Origin of the sequence: Rufibacter ruber (genome assembly GCF_014138425.1) — a bacterium.
Taxonomy (GTDB): Bacteria; Bacteroidota; Bacteroidia; order Cytophagales; family Hymenobacteraceae; genus Nibribacter; species Nibribacter ruber_C.
The window spans coordinates 103,698-125,059 of sequence record NZ_JACJIQ010000001.1 but is presented as its reverse complement, the minus strand read 5'-3'; the positions used below and the strand labels follow the sequence as shown (position 1 = coordinate 125,059).

Below are 21,362 nucleotides of genomic sequence, written 5' to 3'. Positions count from 1 at the left end.
TCTACTTCAAGGTTAACGCCCAAACCGCAAGGCTGCGGTCATCACTACACGAAACTAACTGATTCCAATGAGCCGACCAAAACAATTTATTGACAGAGGTACCGTGGCCGGCGTGGCGGGCTTTGTCTATCACTTTCAATAATTTAAACGTCTCGGCGTCCCAGACCTTCACGCTCTTGTCCATGCTGCAAGTGGCGAAAAGCCGCCCGTTGGGGCTGAACGTAATATGGTTGAGGGTGAACAGGTGCGCAATAATGCTGGTATGCTCTGCATACTGTTGCGCTGCGTTCCAGACCTTCAGGTGCGCATCACGGCCGCCACTCAACAAATACTGCCCGTTTGGCGAATACGCCACGGTGAACACCGAATTGGTATGTCCTTCCAACGTCTCTTTCACGGCCAGCGTCTGCGAGTCCAGAATTAAAATGCGGTGGTCGCTCAGGCCTACGGCCATTTCGGGCTTTACTGGGTGCAGGGCAATGGTACGCACGCTTTTCTCTGCCAACCGCACCACCTTCTGCACTTCCAGCTTTGCCAGGTCAATTTTCACCAGCGTTCCGTCGCCTAACCCCAGAAAAGCGGTTTGAGTTTCAACGTGGTACTGAATATCAAAAATCGCCGAGGGCGCGGGCAGCGGAATGGTTTTCACCACGGCCTTGGCCGAAAGGTCCAGCACTTCCAGGCTGTTCTGGTTGTGGCCTATCAAAAGCCAATTACGCTCGGGCACAAACTTAAGCGCGTACACGCTGGAACTCACTTTGGCTACCAGTTCACCGTTTTCGGGTTGGGTCAGGTCCCATTTCACCACCATGCCATCGGCGCCCGCCGAAAAAAACCTGTGGCTCTCCGGCGCGCGCTCCAGGGTGTACACGCAGTCGCGGTGACCGGTGAGGGTGGTGATTTTCTGAACCTGAAACGGACTAGCCATGCTGCGGGTAAAAGACGGGTAACGCTATTTTTGCCTAAATTTACCAAAAACAGCCCAGAAACGCATTTCTATTTCTATCTTACCCCATGCCGCTCCTGCCCATCAAACAACTAAACGCGTCTACCTATCTGGGACTTTGGAAGGTAGAGGAGCCGGTGGAGGAACTGCAAAAGGCGTTGCTGAAACTTCGGCCCGGGCATGAAATTCCCGCTTTCAAGGCTGAGAGTAGAACCAAGGAATGGCTGGCGGCACGGGTACTGACGTACACCTTGTTAACAGAACTAACTCAAGAGTTGGTCACACTGGAACGGCTGGAAACGGGACAGCCTTTTTGCGCCGGCGGGGCTTTTCAGGTGTCATTGACGCATTCGGGGCCGTGGGTGGCGGCGCTGGTTTCGGGTACCCATCAAGTTGGCATAGATATTGAACTAAAAGGGGAGAAAGTGCCCCGGCTGGTGCCCAGGTTTTTGAATGAACCGGAGCTAGCGGCCTCGGCCGGAAACCCGGAGAAAATGCACCTGTACTGGAGCGCGAAAGAAACGCTGTACAAAGTCTACAGTCAGAAAAAGCTGCTGTTCAAGGAACACCTGCTGCTGAAAGATTTTGAAGTGCAGCAAGCAGGTAGCTTTGCAGGCACCGTGCAGACCGACAACTTCAGCCAAACGTTTGCGGTACAGTATGAAAACCCACCCGAGTACGTTTTAACCTTTGTGGTGGCTCCTAAAAACTAGCGTATCAGCCCATTGCCTCACAAGCATATTTAGACTTATGAAACGATATCTTACCCTCGCCTTTACCCTGCTTTTGACCAGCGCGGTCTTTGCCCAGAGCGGCTACCGCATTGGCGCCAAGGTGTCTGACTTTGTGTTGAAAGACGCGCAAGACCGGGCCATTCCGCTGTCCAGCTTTAAAGACGCGAAGGTGGTGGTAGTGGTGTTCACCAGCGTGAAATGCCCCAACTCTAAATTATACGAGGCGCGCTTGCAGAACATTTCCCAGGCCTACGGCGGCCGGGGCGTGAACTTCGTGTTTGTGAACGCCGCCATCGGGCTGGACGAAGGCTCGGCCAAAACCCAACCTGACAATCCTAATGGAAACCCTACCTTCCCTTACCTGGTAGACGAAGGCCAGCAGCTGAGCAAACAGTTTGGGGCTACCAAAGCGCCCGAGGTGTTTGTGCTGCAAAACACCGCTGATGGTTTCGTGCTACGGTACAAAGGCGCTATTGATGACAACCCGCAGGTGGAGTCTTATGTGAAGGAAAACTATCTGCGCAGCGCCTTAGATGATGTCCTGGCCGGAAGAACGGTTTCAACGCCAGAAAGACGCGCGACCGGGTGTTTGATTAAGCGGTTTTAAGACCTCACCCCAGCCCCTCTCCCACGGAGAGGGAGCTCTGCTGATGTGTTTTGGAGCTGTTTTCAAGAAAACAGGCCGAAAACAGAACTTTTCCTTAAAAAGACACCCTAGAAGTTACTCTATCTTTTCATTCCTAAAAGTTACCTTTTACCTGGCAAGGATGTATATTGTGACATGGGAACGACAGAGATAATCAAGGAGATAAAAGGCTTCCGATTGATAAGAGACTTAAACTTGAGGAACAGACATTGAAGTCTATTAGAGAAGCGGGAACCGAGAAACAGATTGAAAAAGCCGCAGATGCACTTTATCCAGATTATTCTTCAGATAAAGAACTGACAGCTTTGGCAAACTAAGTAGAAGGCCAATATAGCTTGATATTTTTTATCATCCTGAAAGGATCTTGTGGGCTAACCAGAAAAGCATTTAATACCCGCTACTGCCGTTCGCAACCAAGCTCCTTTCAGGATGACAAAATTCTTTAATGTGCTTCTGGCTTATTTCTCGTGGCAAGCTTTGCATATTGTTACCATAGCCCTCACAGATACCAAAACCTGTGAGGGCTTTGCGTTTCTGGCCTACTTTTCCAAAAACAGGCCAAAAACGCACCTCGTTTCCCTTCCCACCTGTACCTTTGCCGCTGGAACGAATTCCTAATCCTTAATTCCTACTTCTAAATTCTCACACCCGTGGATTTCCTAGACCCAGACCTGCAAGCCTACGCTGAGGCGCATACTTCTCCCGAATCTGAACTGCTGCACCGCCTGAACCGCGAGACGCACCTGAACGTGATGAAGCCGCGCATGCTGTCGGGGCATTTGCAGGGGCGGGTGCTGGCCCTGTTCTCGCAGATGCTGCGGCCACGGCGCGTGCTGGAGATTGGCACGTACACCGGCTACTCAGCGCTTTGCCTGGCCGAGGGGTTGGCCGAGGACGGCCTGCTGCACACCATTGACGTGAACGACGAGCTGGAAGACATGGTGCGTGGGTACATTTCGCAGGCAGGCCTTCAAGACAAAATCAAACTCCACCTCGGCCAGGCGGCCGAAATTATTCCTACCCTGCAAGAAAGCTGGGATTTGGTGTTCATTGACGCTGATAAGAAAAGCAACGCGTTGTATTATGAAATGGTGCTGCCCCACGTGCGGCCCGGCGGCTTCATCTTAACAGACAATGTGCTGTGGAGCGGCAAGGTGGTGGAGAAATACCGCACCAAACTGGACAAAGACACCCAGGAGATGCTGGACTTCAACCAGCTGGTGCACCAGGACCCGCGGGTAGAAAACGTACTGCTGCCCATTAGAGACGGCATTTTGGTGGCCCGCAAAAAGTAATCCACACCCCTGTGGAAAAGTACGTGGATAAATTCACGTCCCCTTTCCTTCCTTCGCCTTGCTAAAATCGCCTTCTTTGTAGACGCATCTGCGCCTACAAGTGGTTACCGGCTAGCAATTTAGCACCCCCCAACTACAGCTTTACAAGAACATAGGCGCAGCGCTATTCTTAGTAATACTTAGTTACTTATACCATGAAAAGAGTTTTACCGCTCCTGCTGCTCAGCCTGTTGTGCCTGGTGGCACGGGCCCAAAATCCGGTGGTGCCCAACAACATTTTCTTCGCAGACATGAAACTGCAGGTGGAGGAGAGCGCCCGTACCGAAATCCAGAAGATTGTAGATGCCCTCACCAAGCACCCCGCCTATTTCCAGAAGAAAGTAGATCTGGCAGACGCCTATTTCCCTTTTATTGAGAGAACGCTGGAAGAGGAAGGCGTGCCCACTGATGTCAAGTACCTGGTCCTGCAGGAGAGTGGCCTTACCTCAGATGCCGTGTCTACCTCTAACGCCGTGGGGTTCTGGCAGTTCAAAGAAGCTTCAGCCACTGAGCTGGGCATCAAGGTGAACCAGCACGTAGATGAGCGCAAACACATCATTGAGTCTACCCGCGGGGCGGCTAAATACCTCATTCGCAACAACAACTACTACAAAAACTGGTTCAACTCGCTGCTTTCTTATTACCAGGGCCTGACCGGCACCAAAGCGCTGACCAAGACCTCAGACATTGGGGCTAAGAAAATGACGGTAGACGGCAAGACCAACAAGTACCTGTTGACCTTTCTGGCCCATAAAATAGCCTATGAGAACGCTGTGGGCAAAAACCCGAACCCGCCGCTGGCGCTGCAACCTGTAAAGGCACAACCCGGCCAAACCTTAATTGAGATTGCCATGCAGGCGCAGGCAGATGCCGCCGAAGTGGAACGCTACAACAAATGGCTCACCGCCTCTACCATTCCCGCTGACAAAGATTACACGGTAATGATTCCGCTGACGAAAGGAGCACCGCGTCCAGTTCTGGCACAGGCTACCGGCCCCGTGCGCAGACAGGAGGATGCACCAGCCAAAAAGGAGAATCATGAAAACAAGCTGAAGTCTTTCACAGACAAGATCAAGGCTATTTTCACCACCAACAATGACCTCAAATCTATTGTAGCCCAGCCCGGCGACACGAAAGACATGCTGGCCATGCAAGCCGGTATTTCTACCAAGAAATTCCTCAAGAACAATGACATGCACAGCTTTGAGGAGATTGTGCCCGGCCAGACCTATTACCTCACGTCAAAGAAGTCTAAGGCTGAAAACCAGGATTACCACATTGCCCAACCGGGCGAAACCATGCACGCCGTCTCACAGAAGTACGGGGTAAAACTGAAGCGCCTGTTGAGCATGAACCGCATGAAGAAAACAGAAGCCCTGGTACCGGGCCGTGTGGTGTGGCTGCAGCAGTCCAGACCAAGAACCATTCCGGTTGAGATCAGAACCATAGAGGAAGAAGCCCCCGCCGCCGCCCCGGCCCAGGAGGTCCTTGCGAAAAAACCGGCCTCATCGGTTTCCAGCACCCCGGCCACTCCCTCAGCTACCACCACAGCCGCCGCACCCGTAACAGCAGCGGCTCCGGCCAAACCGAAGGAGGGGTCTATCTCCATTGAGGTAGAAGACCCGGCGGCCCCGGCCTACGTCCCGGTGGCCAAACGCGAGGAGGAAGACACCGCTCCTGCCACTTCAACCGGTCTCTACCCAACCAAAACCGCTGCCACAGCGCCTAAAGCTGAACCCAAAGCGGCAGAGTCAAAACCAATGCCTGCCACCCAGGCAGAAACACCGGCAGAGAAAACCACCGTTCCGGTTTCTGGTGCGCACGTAGTGGCCAAAGGGGAAACCCTGTATTCCATCTCCCGGCAGTACAATCTGGCCATGGAGGACCTGCTGGCCTGGAACAACATAGACGGCAGCTCCCCCCTTTCAGTAGGGCAGGAACTTTCCCTGACCGGGCCCGCCACCGCCACAACAGCCACCTCCCGGCCCGTAGCCCCGGCTTCTAGTGCAACCGCCACGGCTACGCCAGCCAGTACCACTGCCGCGGCCAGTGAACATACCGTGGCAGCTGGAGAAACCTTGTACAGCATCTCCCGCAAATACGGGGTAACGCTCCAGGAGCTGCAGGCATGGAATGAATTGGGCACCGGCTCACTGGCCATTGGTCAGAAATTAAGAGTAGCTGCCCCTGCCTCTTCGGCTAACGCCGAAGTTCAGCCTGCCGCTTCCCCTGCCAGGTCTGCCACCGGTACCGTTACCCATAAAGTTGCCCCCGGCGAGTCTATGTATGCCATTTCCCGCAAGTACGGCGTCACCATCAAAGAAATCATGGAGTGGAACAATAAGCCAGACTTCAACGTGAGCGTAGGTGAAAGCTTACTGATCAAGCCAAAGCAATAATTTCTCCCACCCATCTTTCAGGAGAAGCCGGCCGTAGGTCGGCTTCTCTGTTTTTGGGCTGTTTTGGAAAAAGTAAGCCGAAAACGGAAGTTGGCGCAGACACCCGCAGGTTCTCCGGAGGGTATGGGGTCTGTGGAGCGATTAACTGGTGGTTCTTGGCTGATGGTTGGAGGATGGAACTGCGCGGAAGTTCGTGCCCTGGGATGAGGCGCGCATGGAGACTCACCGGGCGCCGTTCAGCATGCGTAAAACCCACCCCAACCCCTCCCGGGAGGGGAGTGATCTGGAATGCGTAGATCGTATGCGATATTCCCCTGCCTCTGTAATCTCGGCTGTCCGGGATTTGCCATCCCGGACACAGTACCTGCGGATTTGTAATCCGCGGCCCCTGCAGATCAAACGTGCCGCCGCGGGGATTGCAAATCCCCGTGTACCAGCTTCCGGATTGCAAATCCGGAAGAGCTCGAGAGCACTGTGATTGGCAGAACGCAACGATATGCGGCGAGAAGAGTATTGATCAGCAATGCGTGTCCTCCTGTGTAAACATCCCCCTTCGCCCCCTTCAAAGGGGGAGTATCAGGTATGCGTGGGAGACAAGGCGGTGCCTGGTCTCTACCATTCTACGAAACAGCTGAACTAGACCAGCTGGCAATCAGCAATAGACAATCAACGATTCCACCGACTAATGTGCGCAGCACGGGCTCGCCACAGGCTAGCGGGACAGCAGTAGTTACCTACTGAAACAGAGAGAGCAAGTAAGGAAGTAGCAGGAGAGGAACCCAAACCAGTCCTGGCGGGGAGCGCCTCTGTTAATACGGTGCCGCACCAGCGGCAAGGCCGGAGGGCCTAGTTTTAACAGCAGTGCTCACCGCCAGGACGGGGCCCCGCGGCCGTGAGCGCTTATCGGAGGCAATGAAACAGCAATGGGATTTCGCATCGGAGCAGACGGTAAAGCCATGGTAAACAGCAGACCATGTATTCCTAAAACAACAGCACTGCATCCAACTGCCGCTGCCAAGGGAACTGCAGACTACATTGCAGCAACGGCAGCAGACAACGCATACCTACAGCGGCAGGCGCTCATCAAAGAATCCGCATTCCTGCAGCGGCTGAGACACTGCCTCAACCGGCCAAGCCAGGGGAGCAGCAGACTGCGCATTGCAAAACCCACAAGCCTTAAAAAGCGATCCCTGCCACCTGTTCAGATGCAAACAGCATCTTTCAGCACTACCCTCCAATAGAAGCCTTTAAACTTCTTTCAGAACGTTCTGTTTTGGGCCTGTTTTTCTAAAAACAAGCCCAAAACAGAAACCTCTACATTTTCCCTCCTTCCGGCGGCGAAGACAGATGGGAAGCCGTGTGCAACCCGGTGGCAATCTCGGGCAGAATGCCCAGGCGCTGGTAAATTGGACGCACCAGCTCCCGCGCCTTCGGCAGACCCATCAGAAACGGGATAATGCTGAGCACGCAGATGAAGCCGCAGCCCAGCAGCGTGTAGCCCACCCCAATCTGTTCAGCCACCCAGCCGGCCAGCAGACTGCCAATGGGCGCCATGCCCATGAATGCCATGGAGTAGAAACTCATCACGCGGCCGCGCTTGTCTTCGTCTACAATGGTCTGCAGGAGCGTGTTGCTGGAGGCCATGCGCAGAATCATGCCCAGCCCTACCACAAAGATGGCCACCATAGACAGCACCAACGTCTGCGACAGGGCAAACCCCATGAGCCCAATGCCAAACAGCACCGAGGCCACCACAATGACGCGGGCCAACCCCACCACCGTCTTGCGGGAAGCCAGGTACAAGGCCCCGGCCAGGGCCCCCACCCCAGAGGCCCCCATCAGCAGACCCAGGGTGCTGGCGTCACCGCCCAGCACATCCCGCGCAAAAGCAGGCATCAGCACCGTGAAGGGCATCCCAAACAAACTCAGCGTGGCAATCAGGATCAGAATATCCCTGATCGGCTGAAAGCCGAAGGCATATTGAAAGCCTTCAGCCAATGATTTGAGCACCTGCGTGTCCTGCACCTTGCGCTCCATGTGGGGCAGGCGCATAAGCAGCAATGACGCCAGCACGGCAAAGTAACTGAGGGCGTTGATCAGGAAACACATGCCTTCGCCCACGGTGGCAATGATGCCGCCCGCCACTGACGGCCCCACCAGCCGGGCCATGTTGAACATAGAGGAGTTGAGGGCAATGGCGTTGCTCATGTCTTCCCGCTTCTCTACCAGCTGCACCACAAATGACTGCCGCGCACTCATGTCAAACGCATTCACCACCCCCGCAAACACTCCCAGGCAGAGAATGTACGTGATAGTGATAGAATCTGTGAGCCCCAGGGCAGCCAGGGTGCTGGCCTCCAGCAGAAACAGGAACTGGGTCACCAGCAGCACCCGGTGGCGGTTGAACCGGTCTGAGATCACACCTGCAAACGGCCCCAGCAGAAACGACGGGATCTGGTTGGCGAAACTGACCATGCCCAGCAGGAACACTGAGTCAGTGAGGCGGTACACCAGCCAGCTCATGGCTATCTGCTGCATCCAGGTCCCAATCAGGGAGATGCCCTGGCCCATGAAGAAGAGACGGTAGTTGCGGTACTTCAGAGCCCGGAACATGCCGCCCAGCCGGGTGGGGTTGTCTTGTGTGTTTGTTTCTGCCATGTACGTTCAGCTTTGTGTAGCAGAAGGATGTACGAGCAGCCCCCTGGTCATTGTTCCCCGGCGGGGCAGCAGTTTCTGTTTTCGGGCTGTTTTCTGAAAAACAGCCCGAAAACAGAAACTGGAGAAATCTTCACCCGGTTTTGTGGGTTCCTGGCAGGACCGCACCGGTGCCAGACACCAATGCCTACGTTTGTCTGCCCCAGCCACAGCACCTTACATGGGAGCCAACACCTGCTGAATCAATTCATTAGACAATGGCTTGTTCAGGAAACCGGTAATGGGGTAATGGCTGGCTTTCTCCCTGTCTGCCGAGTGGAAGGAACTGCTGCACAGGTAAATCTTGGTTTGGCTCAGGTCTACCGTCTCTGAATTGTTGATTTCCTTCAAAAAACCAAATCCGTCCAGGACCGGCATTTTAATATCCAGCAGGACCACCGCGGGCAATGGCTGCCCTTTCTCCACCAGGCCATGCAACAAGTCTAAGGCCTCAGCGCCGTTCTTGGCGGTGGCAATGTGCTCCTCTTTGACACCCGCCCGCTTGAGCATTTTACGGGAGATGTATTTCCAGTTTTCGTCATCATCTACCACTAGCACTGTCTGTAAAGATCTGTTGTCAGTGCCATCAGCGGCGTTTTGTTCCTGCATGGTTTGAAGGGGTTAATAGGTACGTATAAATTAGTTACAAGCTGTCTCCAGACAGGTCACTTACAAGGGCGCAAGGAAATACACCCTGAATTCAGCGCCAGCACCCGCTTCGCTGGTCACCTCCACTTTTCCGCCGGAGTTCTCAATGATGCGCTTTACCATGAAAAGGCCTATACCCGTTCCTTCAACATGGTGGTGAAACCGCCGGAACATGGTAAACAGCTGTTCCTGGCTGGCTTTCCCAATGCCCAGGCCGTTGTCTTTGACCGTGAGCACCACATAAGGCTCCTCTAACCGCGTCTCCAGCTCAATGATGCACTCCCGCTCCGGCGACTGATACTTGATGGCGTTACTCAGCAGGTTGTAGAGAATGCTTCTGAAGTTTTTCCTGGAGAACCGCACCTGGTACACCTGGAAATCAGTTTTCACAAAAAAGCGGTCTCTGCCGCTGGGGTTTTGCAGGTCAGCCATGATGTCTTCATACACCTCTTTCACACTGATGACCTCCTCCCCAAGGCTGGTACTGGCATCTTTCTGCAGCCTGCTGACCCGGGTGAGATCTTCAATGGTGCGTTTAAACCGGTCAACAGACGCCAGCACCCGCTGCAACACCCCTTCGGTTTCCTTGCTAAAGCAATTGGTCTCTCTCAGTTCTAGCTGCAGGAGTTTCATGAGCCCCTCAATGTTATGGATTGGGGACCGCAGATCATGGGAGACGGTGTAGATGAAGTTGTCCAGGTCCAGGTTAATGCGCTGCAGCTCCTCATTCTTATGCCGGAGGCTCTTTCTTCTTGCAGCAAGTTTTTCCTGCAGCTCCTTCTGCCGCGTCAGGTCACCGGTCACTTTGGTGAAGCCAATATGCTGGCCGTCTTCAGCGTAAATAGCCGTTAGGGTGACGCTGGCCCAGAAATGGCTGCCGTCTTTGCGTTTACGCCAGTCTTCGGCCTCATAGGTGCCGTGCTTCAGGGCCAGTTCCAGCTCCTCCTGGGGCTTTCCCGCCTGCTGGTATATATCTGGGAACAGTTTCCCGAAGAAGTGCCCCATGATCTCCTCCTCCTGATATCCCTTTAACCGTTGCGCCCCCTGGTTCCAGGTGGTCACAATGCCATGGGGGTCCAGGGCAAACACCGCGTAATCTTTTATCTGGTTGATAAAGTTGGCACTGGCACTCTCTGATATCGTAAGCGGGCTCATGCAGGCGTAAAGGTCAAGGGAACAGCATTCCAAAATGAACTTTTTACTGGTACTGACCGGAGAAGGTTAGCTCAATTTTTTCTGCAGAGCGGTTTGCCTGCCTCAATGAATCATCTCTGCACAGGGTGGAGGGGCTCAAGAAGCCGCTCTGCGGAAAACCGAAAGCCGCCCCTGACCACCCAGTCCTGGTCACCCATTCTTAAAACCCATAAAACAAACATCTTAAAGTCAATTCTTTACGTTTCACCAGAGGGAGTAGCCAAAATTGCTGACAAACCGTATTTATACCCGTTCCAATTATGGCCACGCTCCCCCTCACCTTCAAAAAATAAAGTATGGCAGACGCTAAAAACGCACCTAAACAGCCGCCAAAGGGCAGCCGCCTCATCCCGAAGGGGAAGTTACTGGCCATTGGCGGGAAAGAGGACAAAGGGCAGGGACAGGCTCAGGACAAAGACCAGAATATCAACTTTGTTGACGAGCAGATCCTGAAACGGTTTGTGACCGAGCTGAAAGGAGACAACCCCCTGGTGGTGGTGATCCCTACGGCCTCACAGGAGCCGGTGCAGTCTGGCCAGGATTACGTGCAGGTGTTCCAGCAGCTGGGAGTAGCCAATGTACAGGTCATGGACATCAGGACCCGCAGAGACGCCCTGCAGCCAGAACACGTTGAAACAGTTAACCAGGCGGCTGGCATCATGTTCACGGGCGGGGATCAGCTCAGGCTTACCTCCATCTTTGGCGGCACAGACCTGCTGGAGGCCATGAAAGAGCGGTATGCGTTCACCAATATCATCATTGCGGGCACCAGCGCCGGGGCCGCGGCCATGTCTACCCCCATGATTTATGAAGGCGAGTCTGACGGCGGCTACATCAAAGGGGATGTTAGACTCACCACCGGTCTTGAGTTCCTCAAAGATGTGGCCATTGACACCCACTTTCTCGCCCGCGGCCGCATTGTGCGCATGACGCAGGCCATTGCCACCAACCCCGAGTGCATTGGCATTGGGCTGGAGGAAGACACCGCCATCCTGGTCACTGAGGGTGGCAAGGTGGAAGTGATTGGCAGCGGCCTCATTACCGTGGTAGACGGCATGGGTATTACGGAGACCAACATCTTTGACATTCAGAACGGGGAGCCCTTTACCGCCAAAGGCTTAAAAGTACACCTGCTGGGAGACAAAGACGAATACTTTATTCCTTCCTATTCACGGGTGCAGTTGAAATAAAGCCTCTTCCCTTGACAGGCAGACTTGCACTTGGAGCCTGGCTGAATTCTGATGTACAGGCGAAAAGTTCCAGAGAGAGGTTCTGCCCAAGCAGTCTTTGCTCCGCGCAGCAGCGCTACTGCGCCAAAAGAAGGGTGAACGCAGGTGCTTTTTATGCAGTTTTGCACTGCTATTTTTTCGCCTGCAAGACCAGAAGTTGAACAACCCCTCAGCGGCTACATTTTAATTTACCGCACACTTAGCAACAGCAGCTACCCCTACAAAAGAATTCCTTCCTGTTTTCGGGCTGTTTTTGAAAAAACAGCCCGAAAACAGGAAGGAAGCACTGCAGTATCAGCTTTATCAATGAAGGCAGGCCACCTGGTGCAGGGGCAACAGCCGGTCCCTACAGAATATAAAAAGTGGCAACTTTAGAAGAGGTTTTAGGCTTTTCCACTTCCTGCGATTCACGCAGCATCTGCTTCAGGTCCCGGTGAATGGTCTGGGCAATAGTGGTCATGGGGGTATCAGTGGGCTTGTTCTCAAACGGGTCCTGCAGGTGAATGGCCATTTTCTCAATGAGCAGGAAAGACGCCGCTACCGCTACCACAAACGGCACCATCATCACCCCAAACACATCAATGACCCCAAACGGAAGAACCAAAATGAACAGCACCAGCGCCAAATGGGTGTACAGGCTGTAGGTAGCGGGGAAAACAGTATTCTTGATGCGCTCACAGCCCCCCATTGCATTGCAGAGGCGGGTTAGGGTACGGTCCAGCTCCACCTGTTGGTACTGGTTGATCCAGCCTTCTTTGTAGGCACTGGCCAGATCTTCGCCGTGCAGCTCCAGCAGCCCCACCGGTTTGTTGGTGTACTCCTGCAGGTATGCCAGCTGGCCTTTGCCCATATGCTCAGAAGCGCCTTTGACCGGGTTCAGCCCCCTCAGCGACTGCCCCAGGCTGTAGCACCAGGCAATTTGCCGTTTCACAAATGTTTCTTTGAAGTAAAGCGCCTCTACAGAATTGTACGGCGTATCTACAAAATTCAGGATCTGGCGCGTGAGCGTGCGGGAGTCATTGACAATGGCTCCCCACAGGGTACGGGCCTCCCACCAGCGGTCATAGGCCTGGTTAGACCTGAACGCCAGCAGCAAAGACAGGATGGTGCCCAGCATGGTAGGCACGGCAATAGGAATGGAGATTCTGGTAAAATGGAAGTTCACGTACACCAACGCTACCAGCGTGGCATACATAAAGACCAGCAGCACTTCTGCCTTTATTTTCCCGAACACATACCTCACAGGGATATTCTTCTTCAACAACATAACTTCAACACGTTTAAAATACTGGAAATGTCTACCCCGCATTTGGGCTTGCTTATGCAAAGGCCTGGGCAAGCTGCGGCTCCCCGGGGGAAATGGTCACCAACGGCAGCACCGCTTTCTCCAGGAAAGGCAAAGGGTTCTGGCTGCGGGTGGACAACGCCTGAAAACAGAAGCCTTTGGGCACGGCCATGAAATCTATTCTATGGGCTTTCAAGAAATTAGTAAACGCTCTTTGGGTATTCCCATAGAAAACCGTGTGGGTCAGTTCCTGTATCTGCCCCAGTTCCTGCACCAGCCGTTGGCACTTTTGGGCGAAGCCTTTGGGGGCTAACTCCTCCCAACCGCCTTCTCTGGGCAGCATCAGTAACTCTGTGATAGAGGTAGGTATCTCTAAGGCATGGAACAGGACTACTTTGAGCGGAAGCCCAGAAAAAGTCTCTGTCAGCTCCACAAGACTGGCGAATGAATCTTCTTGAAAATTGGAAGGAAGGAGTACATGGGTCATGGGACAAAAAGTGGTTTCGGTAAACATACGCGCCCCCCATTAAGCCCATGTAAGAATGAGATTAGAATACCATTAGAAGGTAGAAAACCTTTGTTTGATGAACAGTTGCCGCTCTTTTGACACACCCAACCCCTCTCACCAGCCCCGTTAGGCGCACCTGAAGAAAGGGATATAAAAAGTACCCCGTGTGTCTCCTGGCTGTGTTTCTGGCCTGTTTTTCTGAAAACAGCCCAAAAGCAGAAAGAAGGCCAGCCAGAGAAGAGCGGTGCTTTTAAGCGCTTGTTTATCTTTTGATTAGCAGGCGAAGATCAGCCACGCATGGTTCTGGCTCAGCCCTTTTGAGCAGCAAAGCAACGGCAGATGAACGGGAGGAAAGCAGGTGCTGGCGGTGCCGGTTTGCAGCGCAATAGACAAAACAAATAGGCTCCTTTAAGGGGCACTGGCATCTATGGTGGGCAGGAGCACCTTTATTTCAGTGCCAATATCAACCTGTGTATTGATGATGATGCTGCCTTTGTGGAGGCGCACAATGTTCAGGGCCAGAGGAAGCCCCACCCCGTGCCCCTCAAAGCTGGCCGTGTTGGAAGCCCTGAAGAAAGGAACAAAGATATGCGGCAACTCCGGCTCTGGAATGCCAATGCCCTTGTCCCGCACCACCACCGCCACAAATGTGTTTTCGGCTTTAATGCCCAGCACCACCTCCTGGTTGCGGGAGTACTTACAGGCATTCATGACAATGTTGCTCACAGCCAACTTGAGCAGGTTCACATTGCCTTTTACCAGAAGCTGCTCCTCCTCAGTGGGCATCTGGGCGAAATCTAACCTGATGTGGTTGCCTGGGTACAGCTGGTCTGCAGATTCTTTGACCAGCCACAGCAGTTCGTCTACCCGCACCTGCTCCCAATTCTGCTTTTTGCCGTCAAAGCCGCTCTGCGCCATGCCCAGCAAGCTGGTGAGGATGTCTCTCAGCACGTTGGCCTCCTGGAGAATCACCTCAACCGACTGCCGCTGCACAGGAGTAAGACCAGGGCTGGCCAGGGTTAATTCGGCTTCGCCTTTGATCACCGTTAACGGGGTGCGCAGCTCATGGGAGGCATTGCTCACAAAGTTGTTCTGGGTCTCAAATGCGGTCTCCAGCCTGGTGAGCATATCATTGAAGGTTTGCGCCAGTTCTGCCAGCTCATCTTTGCTGTTCCCCACCACCAGCCGCAGGTTCAGGTTCTCAGCAGAGATGCCCTGCACGTTTTTAATGATGGCCCGCACAGGTTTAAAGGTGTGCCAGGTAAACCGCCTCCCTATGACGTACACCAGGGCAACAGACAGAACAAAGCCAATCAGGAGAACCCGTGACAGGGTGTTGATCTCCTCCAGCCAGTACGGGTCCTGTGCAGACACCACCACTAAGTAGGTTTTCCCGTCAACTTGCTGCAGCTTGCCCAGATACAGGGTATGGCTGGCTCTGTAGCGGGCGGTGCGGTTGGCCAGCGCTTCTTCTAGCAGGGGCTGTGGCAGGCCGCTTGTTTTCAGCTTTTTCAGGGTCCCCTCTTCTGGCACCTCCAACAGATATTCCCGCTCCCCCTGAAGCTTTTCCAGATACGCCTGCCGCATTTGCCGCACCAGCTGCTTGTCACTGTTTGAATTCAGGAACAGGTGCAGGTCAGAGGCTATGTTCACCCGCGTCTCCAGCCGCTGGTAGAAGTCTTCAAAGGCGTAATGGTTGGTGAAAAAATAGATAAAGCCACTGAACACCAGAATGACCAGGGTGGTGAGTGCCGAAAACAGCAGGGTGGCCTTGGTCTGGATTTTCATGCCCCCTCCCCCTCTTTCAGCACATAGCCCATGCCAATGATGGTGTGGATCAGCTTGGGCTGGTAGTGCTTGTCCAGCTTCTTCCGGAGGTAGTTGATGTACACGTCTACCACGTTGGTGCCCAGGTTAAAGTCTATATTCCAGACCTGCTCCAGAATCTCCATTCTGGAGTGTACCCGGTTAGGCCGCTGCACCAGAAACTCCAATAACCTGAACTCAGTGGCCGTGAGCGTGATGGGATTGCCGCTGCGGGTAACCGTTTTGCTTTGGGTGTCTATCTGTAAATCTGCAATAGTCAGGAGGTGGGAGGCCAGCGCCCCATTCTGCCGCCGCCGGGTCAAGGTTCTGATACGGGCGCTCAGCTCAGCAAAATTGAAAGGTTTTACCAGATAGTCATCGGCCCCGCCGTCCAGGCCTGACACTATGTTCTCCGGCGAATCAAGGGCGGTGAGCATGAGAATGGGGGTACAGACCGCCTGCCCCCTCAGTTGCTTGCACACTTCCAACCCGCTTAACCCGGGCAGCATAATGTCCAGAATGATCAGGTCAAAGTTGAATGACTTGGCCATTTCCAACCCAGAGGACCCGGTCATGGCCACGCTCACCTGATACCCCTCCTCCTTCAGTCCCCGTTGGAGCATGGAGGCCAGCTTTGCCTCATCTTCTACTATTAATATCTTCACCCCCATATAAGCACGCAATATTTCCAAAAATAAAGGCTACTGAGCAACAGGCCAAAATGGGAGATGTTTAAGCGCCGCCCCTTTTTTATCAGCTTTTCTCTTCATCTGTGACTTTAAGGGATAACAGGCACTAATTTCATAACCGTTTCAAACGAATGCTCCTGTTTTGGGGCTGTTTTTCTAAAAACAGCCCCAAAACAGGAGCACCTGGCAATTTTGATAAAGTTGAAAAAATGTGCGGCCGCCTTACAGCTGCTTATCATGGGCAATTTTCTTATCCAGGTAAAACGTACCGAAGGGGAGCAACGAAGCCACAAACGCCAGAGCCACCTTCCAGAAAGACCAGCGGTACTGGATCCAGACCTGCAGCAGCAACCCCATAAACAACACAAACAGGGCTCCGTGCGCCCAGCCTACGTATTTAACAGGCTCAGGAATGCCTGCCATATATTTGAGGGGCATGGCAATCAGCAGCAGGACCAGGTAAGAAATGCCTTCCAGAACGGCAATAAGCCTGAAACGGCCAAGGGTAGTATCTAAATGGAAACTCATAACAGAACAGGATTTTGATAACGCAAAGGTACTGGTTCCTCTGCAATTTACCTGCCACCCTGTGTTATTCTGCCATCTCAATATCAGTGGAGTCAACTCTGGCTAACATATAGTCCAGGGAGTTCTCAATGCGCTCTTCTTGGGGCAGCACCACCCGCAGGGTCTTTCCGTCAATCACCTCAAAGTACCGCACCTCTTCCCCCTCGTCTTTCAGAAGCATGACCTGCTCACCGCCTTCCCGCGTAGTCCAGCGGCCCTCGCTTTCCTGGGGGTAGGGGCGTTCACGTATGTATTCTTCTATCAGCAGATATTTCTGGTCTGGCTGCAGCGTGAGGGAGGTGTAGATTCCTTCACAGTCTCCACAGGGCACCGTACCGGAATACGTGCCCACCAAAGCCATTTCATGGGCTGGTTCTTCCACTGCGGCGGCACCTGGTTGTTGCTGGTCGGTTTCCTTCTTTTGGCACGCCACCAGCACGCAGCCCGCCAGCAGAAGGGGCGCGAACGTTGTCATGAAACAGGAAACAGACACTTCCATTTTCATACTCTCATTTTTACTCGCCTCTACCAGATAAAGTTTAGACACCTTAAAAATTTGATTTCCTGTTTTTGGCCTGATTTCCAGAAAACAGCCCGGAAACGCCCTCCGCAGCAGCAACTTTTACTCAGGTTTCCGGTGTTTTCTTCGTATCTTCGTAGTCCGTTTCGGGTTCATTTTCAACTCTGGACTCAAGACTCAGAACTCTAGACTCTTTACCGTGCCAGATTTTTCCCACCTCCATACCCACACCCAGTACTCCTTGCTAGACGGGGCCGCCAGCATTGGCGCGCTCATGAAAAAGGCCCAGGCCGATGGCATGAAAGCCGTGGCCATGACCGATCACGGCAACATGTTCGGAGCGTTCAACTTCGTGGCCGAGGCCAACAAGTACAACGTGAAACCCATTGTGGGCTGTGAGTTTTACCTGGTGGAAGACCGGCACCAGAAGAGTTTCTCTAAAGAGCAGAAAGACGTGCGCCACCACCAGCTGCTGCTGGCCAAAGACCAGGAAGGCTACCAGAACCTGGCCAAGCTCTGCTCCTACTCCTACATTGACGGCCTCTACAGCAAATGGCCCCGCATTGACAAGGAACTGCTGGTGAAATACCACAAAGGCCTCATCGCCACCAGTTGCTGCATCGGGGCCGAATTACCCCAGGCCATTCTCTGGAAAGGCGAAGAAGAAGCCGAGAAGCTTCTGAAATGGTGGCTGGATTTGTTTGGCGACGATTTCTACATTGAGATTCAGCGCCACGGCCTCATGAACATTGACGGCACCGGCCTATCTCAGGAAGACGTGAACCAGGTGCTTTTGAAGTGGGCCATCAAGTACAACGTGAAAGTCATTTGTACCAATGACTCGCACTACGTAGACCAAACCGACTGGAGCGCGCATGATATTCTGTTGTGCGTAAATACAGGTGAGCAGCAGAGCGTGCCCGTGGGCGATTTTAGAACGAACTACTTCCGGTTGATGAGCGGCCGCGGCGAAGTGATTTATGACACCTTAGACAATATTCGGCAGAGTTACAGCCACGACGAGAACGTGCGCCGCATGCTTTACCGCATTGACGAAGAACTGCAGAAACCCCGCCCCGCAGACCGCTTCGGGTTCCCCAATGACCAGTTCTATTTCAAGTCTCAGGCCGAGATGAACGAGCTGTTCAAGGACGTTCCTTTTGCGGTAGATAACACCAACGAGATTGTAGACAAAATCACGCCACCCAAGCTGCAGCGCGATATCCTGTTGCCTAACTTCCCGCTCCCTCCGGAGCACCCCACCGCTGACTTATTCCTGCGCCACCTCACCTTTGAGGGCGCCAAGAAACGGTACATTGACATTACCCCTGAGGTAGAGGAACGCCTGAACTATGAGCTGGGCATCATTGAGACCATGGGTTTTGCGGGGTACTTTTTGATCGTGCAGGACTTCATCAACAAAGGCCGTGACATGGGCGTGGCCGTGGGTCCGGGCCGGGGGTCGGCGGCGGGTTCTGCCGTGGCGTACTGTGTGGGGATCACCAACATTGACCCCATCAAGTACTCGCTGCTGTTCGAGCGTTTCCTGAATCCGGAGCGGGTATCCATGCCCGATATTGATATTGACTTTGACGACGTGAACCGCCAGCGCGTGATTGACTACGTGGTAGATAAATACGGCAAGACGCAGGTGGCCCAAATCATCACCTTCGGTACCATGGCTGCCAAATCGTCTATCAAAGACGTAGCCCGTGCCCTGGATTTACCGTTGTCAGAAGCGAACGAACTGGCAAAACTGGTCCCCGAAGTACCGGGCACTACGCTAGCCAAGGCCTTTGTGGAGTCTCCGGAACTGGCTGCGTTTAGAGAAGGGAACGACCTGAAAGGTGAAACCCTTCGGCTCGCCGAAAAACTGGAAGGCTCCGTGCGTAACACCGGTATTCACGCGGCGGGCGTAATCATCGCGCCAGATGACATCACCAATTACATTCCCGTTTCCACCTCCAAGGACTCTGACCTCTTGGTGACGCAGTTTGATGGCAAGGTGATTGAGAGCGCGGGCATGCTGAAGATGGACTTCCTGGGCCTGAAAACCCTGTCCATCCTGAAAGACGCCATGGCTCTCATCAAGCGGAACCACGGCGTGGAGATTGACATCGACAACATTCCGCTGGACGATGAGAAAACCTACGCCCTCTACCAGCGCGGTGATACCATCGGGACGTTCCAGTTTGAGTCTGAGGGCATGCGCATGTACCTCAAAGACCTGAAGCCCACCAATATTGAGGACTTGATTGCCATGAACGCCTTGTACCGCCCAGGGCCTATGCAGTTCATCCCGAACTTCATTAACCGGAAGCAAGGCAAGGAGGAAGTGGAATACCCGCATGACCTGCTGGAACCTATCCTGAAGAATACCTACGGAATTATGGTGTACCAGGAGCAGATTATGCAAACGGCCCAGATTCTGGCGGGCTACTCTCTGGGTGGTGCCGACTTGCTGCGCCGTGCGATGGGTAAAAAGGACATGAAGAAAATGGCCCAGGAGCGCGAGAAATTCGTGGCCGGAGCCAAAGAGATTCATAACATCCCGGCCAAGCATGCCTCTGAGGTGTTTGACGTGATGGAGAAGTTCGCGCAGTACGGCTTCAACCGCTCACACTCCGCCGCTTACTCTGTAGTAGCCTACCAGACCGGTTACCTCAAGGCGCACTACCCTGCTGAATACATGGCCGCCGTGCTCACCCATAACATGAACGACATCAAGAAGGTGACGTTCTTTATTGAGGAAGCACGTAAGCAGCAAATTCAGGTACTGGGGCCAGATGTGAACGAATCTATCCACCAGTTCAACGTGAACCAGCAGGGGCAAATCCGCTTTGGCATGGGCGCCGTGAAAGGAACTGGTGAGGCCGCCGTGGAAGCCATTATTGAGGAACGCGAAAAGAACGGACCTTACACTGATATCTTTGACTTCGCAAAGCGCGTGAACCTGCGCGCCGTGAATAAGAAGACCTTTGAAAGTCTGGCTCAAGCTGGTGCTTTTGACTCCTTTGAACGTTACCACCGCGCCCAGTATCTGGAAACCCCAGAAGGCGAAAGCATCAACCTGATTGAAAAGGCCGTACGCTTCGGCAACCAGTTCCAGGCCGAGAAAAACGCAGCCCAGCAGTCATTGTTTGGCGGAGGCGGAGCCGTGGACATGCCGCTGCCCAAAGTACCAGACGTACAGCCCTGGACCTTGACGGAAATGCTACGCCGCGAAAAGGAAGTGATTGGTTTCTACCTCTCGGGTCACCCGCTGGACCAATTCAAGCTGGAAATTGACTCGTACTGCACCTGCAGTCTGGACCGCATTGCTGAGTTCAAGAACCGCGATGTAAACGTGGCCGGCATTGTGAGCAACGTGGTGGTACGCACCGGTAAAAACGGTAACCCTTTCATGCTCTTCTCTTTTGAAGACTATGACAACACCATGGGGTTGGCGCTGTTTGGGGAGGATTTTGTGAAGTTCTCGCCATACATCAAAGAAGGCATGTACCTGTTCATAAGAGCCAAAGTAACGCTGCGCTACAAGTCTGAAGACCAATGGGAACTGAAGCCTGTCTCCATGCAGCTGCTTTCTGATGTGGCAGACAAAATGGCCAAAGGCGTGCGCATGGACATTGACATCCGGAACATCAACGCCCTGCTCATTGACCGCCTGGAGGAAGCCGCCATCAACAGCCCCGGCCAGAAGAAACTGGAACTGGTCTTGACGGAGCCTGGGGAGCGGTTAGCGGTGGAATTATTTAGTCGCAAGTATCGCATTGACCCGAAGGCGTTTTTGCAGAATGTGAAGGATTTGGAAGTGGCTACTTGCCAGTTGATATAGCTTCGCAGTATCAGGTAGCACGTATCACGTAGCAAGACTTTTGGAAAAGCCTAGCTGAGGACATTTGATTCTTCGGCTAGGCTTTTCCTGTTTTTGGGCTGTTTTTCAGAAAACAGCCCAAAAACAGGAAAAGTGATTAGTCTTCAGCTCCGTTCTCCTCAGCACTCACAGCTTATTTGCACTTCATAAATCTGCTTTTGTCTGCTCTTCCAGATTTTTCGCTGTTCCGTTTTTACCAATCCCAAGCAGCAGCTAAAGCAACTTCCATTCAGCATTAGCAACCGTACAAACCTTCTTCCGCAGCTTTCACTTACTTCAATGGAAGTCA

16 protein-coding genes are annotated in these 21,362 nt (G+C 53.4%); 6 read left to right on the top strand and 10 right to left on the bottom strand.

The annotated features are described in order from the left end of the window. Position 1 precedes the first annotated feature (1 nt). The gene (locus tag FHS90_RS00480; RefSeq protein ID WP_182511171.1) at positions 2-928 is read right to left on the bottom strand and encodes a WD40 repeat domain-containing protein; all 927 of its coding nucleotides are present in this window, start codon (positions 926-928) and stop codon (positions 2-4) included. Positions 929-1,014: 86 nt separating this feature from the next. Between FHS90_RS00480 and FHS90_RS00475 the strand changes: the two genes are divergently transcribed. From FHS90_RS00475 to FHS90_RS00460, 4 genes are all read left to right on the top strand, one after another. Then, the gene (locus tag FHS90_RS00475; RefSeq protein WP_182511170.1) at positions 1,015-1,659 is read left to right on the top strand and encodes a 4'-phosphopantetheinyl transferase family protein; all 645 of its coding nucleotides are present in this window, start codon (positions 1,015-1,017) and stop codon (positions 1,657-1,659) included. A gap of 37 nt (positions 1,660-1,696) precedes the next feature. After that, positions 1,697-2,287, top strand: a complete 591-nt coding sequence (locus tag FHS90_RS00470; RefSeq protein ID WP_066838068.1) for a redoxin domain-containing protein — start codon at positions 1,697-1,699, stop codon at positions 2,285-2,287. Between the two features lie 689 nt (positions 2,288-2,976). Continuing rightward, entirely contained in the window at positions 2,977-3,621 is a 645-nt protein-coding gene (locus FHS90_RS00465; RefSeq protein WP_182511169.1) for a class I SAM-dependent methyltransferase, read from the top strand. 194 nt (positions 3,622-3,815) lie between these two features. After that, complete coding sequence (locus tag FHS90_RS00460; RefSeq protein WP_182511168.1) at positions 3,816-6,059, top strand: LysM peptidoglycan-binding domain-containing protein; 2,244 nt, start codon at positions 3,816-3,818, stop codon at positions 6,057-6,059. 1,314 nt (positions 6,060-7,373) lie between these two features. Here the strand turns inward: FHS90_RS00460 and FHS90_RS00455 are convergent. The 3 genes from FHS90_RS00455 to FHS90_RS00445 all read right to left on the bottom strand — a co-directional run bounded on the left by FHS90_RS00455 (position 7,374) and on the right by FHS90_RS00445 (position 10,556). After that, positions 7,374-8,717 (bottom strand): MFS transporter, encoded by a 1,344-nt coding sequence (locus tag FHS90_RS00455; protein WP_220482954.1) that lies wholly within the window; start codon positions 8,715-8,717, stop codon positions 7,374-7,376. Positions 8,718-8,930: 213 nt separating this feature from the next. Beyond that, entirely contained in the window at positions 8,931-9,362 is a 432-nt protein-coding gene (locus tag FHS90_RS00450) for a response regulator (RefSeq protein ID WP_066838077.1), read from the bottom strand. Positions 9,363-9,422: 60 nt separating this feature from the next. Next, complete coding sequence (locus FHS90_RS00445) at positions 9,423-10,556, bottom strand: sensor histidine kinase (RefSeq protein WP_182511167.1); 1,134 nt, start codon at positions 10,554-10,556, stop codon at positions 9,423-9,425. A 335-nt stretch (positions 10,557-10,891) separates the two neighbouring features. Between FHS90_RS00445 and FHS90_RS00440 the strand changes: the two genes are divergently transcribed. Continuing rightward, entirely contained in the window at positions 10,892-11,785 is an 894-nt protein-coding gene (locus tag FHS90_RS00440) for a cyanophycinase (protein WP_066838080.1), read from the top strand. 385 nt (positions 11,786-12,170) lie between these two features. Here FHS90_RS00440 and FHS90_RS00435 read toward each other — a convergent pair whose 3' ends face one another. The 6 genes from FHS90_RS00435 to FHS90_RS22700 all read right to left on the bottom strand — a co-directional run bounded on the left by FHS90_RS00435 (position 12,171) and on the right by FHS90_RS22700 (position 17,226). Further along, positions 12,171-13,091: a bestrophin family protein gene (locus FHS90_RS00435; RefSeq protein WP_182511166.1), complete on the bottom strand. Its 921-nt coding sequence runs from the start codon at positions 13,089-13,091 to the stop codon at positions 12,171-12,173. 52 nt (positions 13,092-13,143) lie between these two features. Next, the gene (locus FHS90_RS00430; RefSeq protein WP_182511165.1) at positions 13,144-13,596 is read right to left on the bottom strand and encodes a hypothetical protein; all 453 of its coding nucleotides are present in this window, start codon (positions 13,594-13,596) and stop codon (positions 13,144-13,146) included. Positions 13,597-14,025: 429 nt separating this feature from the next. Then, entirely contained in the window at positions 14,026-15,405 is a 1,380-nt protein-coding gene (locus FHS90_RS00425; RefSeq protein ID WP_066836176.1) for a sensor histidine kinase, read from the bottom strand. Beyond that, a complete protein-coding gene (locus tag FHS90_RS00420) occupies positions 15,402-16,088 on the bottom strand; it encodes a response regulator transcription factor (RefSeq protein WP_182511547.1) in 687 nt (228 codons plus the stop codon). Before FHS90_RS00420 ends, FHS90_RS00425 begins: the two co-directional genes overlap by 4 nt. 246 nt (positions 16,089-16,334) lie before the next feature. Then, on the bottom strand, positions 16,335-16,640 hold the full coding sequence (locus FHS90_RS00415) for a DUF3817 domain-containing protein (protein ID WP_066836167.1): 306 nt from the start codon (positions 16,638-16,640) through the stop codon (positions 16,335-16,337). 64 nt (positions 16,641-16,704) lie between these two features. Beyond that, the gene (locus FHS90_RS22700; protein ID WP_182511164.1) at positions 16,705-17,226 is read right to left on the bottom strand and encodes a copper resistance protein NlpE; all 522 of its coding nucleotides are present in this window, start codon (positions 17,224-17,226) and stop codon (positions 16,705-16,707) included. Positions 17,227-17,398: 172 nt separating this feature from the next. On the opposite strand from FHS90_RS22700, the gene dnaE reads away from it, so the two are divergent. Further along, complete coding sequence (dnaE, locus tag FHS90_RS00405) at positions 17,399-21,034, top strand: DNA polymerase III subunit alpha (protein ID WP_182511163.1); 3,636 nt, start codon at positions 17,399-17,401, stop codon at positions 21,032-21,034. The last annotated feature ends 328 nt before the right edge of the window (positions 21,035-21,362 follow it).

Coding starts and splice junctions, on each gene's coding strand:
- FHS90_RS00455 (WP_220482954.1), bottom strand. CDS start 8,717: ATGGCAGAAACAAACACACAAGACAACCCCACCCGGCTGGGCGGCATG.
- FHS90_RS00475 (WP_182511170.1), top strand. CDS start 1,015: ATGCCGCTCCTGCCCATCAAACAACTAAACGCGTCTACCTATCTGGGA.
- FHS90_RS00460 (WP_182511168.1), top strand. CDS start 3,816: ATGAAAAGAGTTTTACCGCTCCTGCTGCTCAGCCTGTTGTGCCTGGTG.
- FHS90_RS00450 (WP_066838077.1), bottom strand. CDS start 9,362: ATGCAGGAACAAAACGCCGCTGATGGCACTGACAACAGATCTTTACAG.
- FHS90_RS00445 (WP_182511167.1), bottom strand. CDS start 10,556: ATGAGCCCGCTTACGATATCAGAGAGTGCCAGTGCCAACTTTATCAAC.
- FHS90_RS00430 (WP_182511165.1), bottom strand. CDS start 13,596: ATGACCCATGTACTCCTTCCTTCCAATTTTCAAGAAGATTCATTCGCC.
- FHS90_RS00480 (WP_182511171.1), bottom strand. CDS start 928: ATGGCTAGTCCGTTTCAGGTTCAGAAAATCACCACCCTCACCGGTCAC.
- FHS90_RS00425 (WP_066836176.1), bottom strand. CDS start 15,405: ATGAAAATCCAGACCAAGGCCACCCTGCTGTTTTCGGCACTCACCACC.
- FHS90_RS00415 (WP_066836167.1), bottom strand. CDS start 16,640: ATGAGTTTCCATTTAGATACTACCCTTGGCCGTTTCAGGCTTATTGCC.
- FHS90_RS00435 (WP_182511166.1), bottom strand. CDS start 13,091: ATGTTGTTGAAGAAGAATATCCCTGTGAGGTATGTGTTCGGGAAAATA.
- FHS90_RS00440 (WP_066838080.1), top strand. CDS start 10,892: ATGGCAGACGCTAAAAACGCACCTAAACAGCCGCCAAAGGGCAGCCGC.
- FHS90_RS00470 (WP_066838068.1), top strand. CDS start 1,697: ATGAAACGATATCTTACCCTCGCCTTTACCCTGCTTTTGACCAGCGCG.